Here is a 2,722-nt window from a genome sequence, read left to right as displayed (position 1 = left end):
CTTGTAGAACTCGGGCTCCATCCGGCTCGGCACGCCCTCGGACTTGAGCTTGGCTTCGTACTCCTCGCGGATGAAGGGGTCTTCCATCCAGTACGGGATCGCGGTGCCTCCCTCGGGGATGTCCATGCCCGTGTAGTCGGTGTGCTTCTCCCCGGGCGGGCCCGGCTCGCGGCCCGGGTTGTGCGGTCCGAACCAGGCGGTCAGCCGGAAGGGTTCCCTGGAGGCGCCGAAGTGCTGGTGATACCAGCGCGCCCCGCCGGGGGCCGCCGACACCATCCCCACCGGTTCGTAGTCGACGCGCTTGACCTTGTCGCCATGGCCGTCTTTCCACGGCGTGACGCCGTAGCGCTCCGGCCAGGTATAGGTGTAGCCCTTGCCCTTGAGGCAGATCAGCACGGCGGCCGACGTGTGCGCGTGCGCCTTGGAATAGCGGCCGTTCTCGTGCTGCCCGATCCACAGATAAAACGTGTTGCCGGTCATGAACGGCTCGACGCGACGCCATCCCGGTGAGCGGCGGTTGTCGAGCGGCAAGTCGCAGTTGACCACGTCGGGAATGAAATTCGTGCGCCGCATGGCGAGGCCACGCACCGGATCCGGCTCGATGTCGTCCTTGTATCTGTAGAAGTCGTCGGCGCCGCTGAAGCGGTCGCGGAACTCATAAGGGCAGTTGAATATCATCTCCACGTTGTTGATCAGGTTCACCAGGTTCGGTGCCGTGGTGCCGCCGAGGAGCAGCGCCGGCGCGGAGCTCGCGTTGACGATGCGATGCCAGGCATTCACCGGGATGGAGAACAGCGAGCCCTTCTGCCACTCGAAGACGTGACGCTTGTTGTCGCCCTCGAGCCAGACTTCGGTGGTGCCGCGCCCCTCGACCACGAGGTAGACTTCCTCGTAGAGGTGCCTCTCCGCGTGCAGTGCGCCGGCCCCGGGTACCTCGACGACGTAGGAGCCCCATTTGCCTTCGGTGCCGTGCAGCTGGATGTAGGTGCCTCTGCCGCCCATCCGCTTCCATGGCGCAAGCGGCAAATTTTGCACCTTGCGCACGCCGATGTCGCGGTAGATCGGAACGCCCTCCGATTCCATGAACAGGTCGTAAGGCGTCTTGGGTCGGCCGAACTCGCCGAAGCCGGCTCGCTCGTTGCCGCTCGGCTCATGCCAATGCGTCCTGCCGGTCAATTCATGCATTGCGACGCCTGTCGTAGAAGCGCAGCCGAATGAATGCTTTACTGCCGGCCCCGGGGCAAGGCAAGGCGCGCGCCCGCAGAGGCGTGCGTGCCGGCGCGCCGTCGTTCGCGCAAGCTTGGCTACGCGACGCTCGCCGCGGGGCGAAAGGCCACGGCCGAGAGGGCTTTTGACCCCGGAACCGATCCACTAAGATCGGCTTTGGAGTTTGCTTGGGAGGACAGCGCACATGAAAAGGCTTCTGATGGGAACGGTTGCTCTCGTCGCACTCGGCGCGGCGCCGGCCGGGGCCCAGCAATCCGTGAAGATCGGGTTCGTCAGCACGTTCAGCGGCCCAACCGCGGTGATCGGCAACGACATGCGCAACTCCTTCGAGCTCGCGCTCGACCATCTCGGCCGCAAGATGGCCGGCAAGCCGGTCGAGGTGATCTATGAGGACGACCAGCAAAAGCCTGAAGTCGGCGTGCAGAAGTCGCAGAAGCTGGTCGAGTCCGACAAGGTCGATTTCGTCATCGGCTACATCTGGTCGAACGTGCTGCTCGCTTCGCTCAAGCCGGTGGTGGATTCGCAGACCTTCCTGATCAGCGCCAATGCCGGCCCCTCGCAGATCGCCGGCGAGCAGTGCTCGCCCTTCTTCTTCTCGACCTCCTGGCAGAACGACCAGACGCCGCAGGCGATGGGCACCTACATGACGCAGAAAGGGGTGAAGACCGCCTTTCTGATCGGGCCGAATTACGCCGCCGGCAAGGACATGCTCACCGGCGTGCGCACGACCTTCAAGGGCCAGGTCATCGGCGAGGAATTGACCAAATGGCCGGACCAGCTCGATTTCTCCACCGAGCTGTCGAAAGTGCGCGCGGCCAAGCCCGAGGCCGTGTTCGTGTTCTATCCCGGAGCCGCCGGCGTACAGTTCCTCACGCAATATGCCCAGTCCGGACTCAAGGGTCAGATTCCGCTCTATACGGCGTTCACCATCGACGCCATTACGCTTCCGCTGCAGAAGGATCTCGCGCTCGGCGTGCCGGGCGCGCAGGAATGGGTCAATGATCTGCCCAACGATGCCAACAAGAAGTTCGTGGCGGACTTCCGCGCCAAGCACAAGAACTATCCCTCGTTCTACGGCGCGCAGTCCTATGACGCCGCGAATTTCGTCAATAGCGCGGTCATCGCGGTCAACGGCGACCTCAGCAAGAAAGACGCGATGCGCGCCGAGATGCGCAAGGCCAACTACGCATCGGTGCGCGGTCCCTACAAGTACGGCAACAACCAGTTTCCGATTCAGAACTTCTATCTGCAGGATGTGGTGAAGGACGCGGAAGGCAACTTCACCCTCAAGACCGTCACCACGATCGTCAAAGACAGTCAGGATCAGTTTCACGGCCAGTGTCCGATGAAGTGATGACGGGGCGAACGGGCGGGACGGAGGACAGGCGGCGCTAGAATGACGGGCCGACAGGCCCGTCCATCGTCCGTCACAATCCGATGCTGTTGTTTATCGAACAGTGCCTGAACGGTCTGCAGTTCGGGCTGCTGCTGTTTC

At 63.2% G+C, this 2,722-nt stretch carries 2 protein-coding genes; one reads left to right on the top strand and one right to left on the bottom strand.

Going from position 1 to position 2,722, the window contains the following annotated elements; genetic code table 11:
- Positions 1-1,185, bottom strand: a 1,185-nt coding sequence (locus JOY90_RS09910; RefSeq protein ID WP_291690955.1) for a cupin domain-containing protein, incomplete at its 3' end; no start/stop codon positions are given.
- 241 nt (positions 1,186-1,426) lie between these two features.
- Between JOY90_RS09910 and JOY90_RS09905 the strand changes: the two genes are divergently transcribed.
- Entirely contained in the window at positions 1,427-2,581 is a 1,155-nt protein-coding gene (locus JOY90_RS09905) for an ABC transporter substrate-binding protein (protein ID WP_291690956.1), read from the top strand.
- The last annotated feature ends 141 nt before the right edge of the window (positions 2,582-2,722 follow it).

The organism is Bradyrhizobium sp., assembly GCF_019242285.1.
In the GTDB taxonomy this organism is placed as follows: domain Bacteria; phylum Pseudomonadota; class Alphaproteobacteria; order Rhizobiales; family Xanthobacteraceae; genus Bradyrhizobium.
The sequence above is the reverse complement of the archived record's forward strand: the minus strand, read 5'-3'. Positions and strand labels throughout refer to the sequence as shown.

What these genes read in the sequence shown, in the direction of transcription:
- JOY90_RS09905 (WP_291690956.1), top strand. Translation starts at nt 1,427, where the DNA reads ATGGGAACGGTTGCTCTCGTCGCACTCGGCGCGGCGCCGGCCGGGGCC.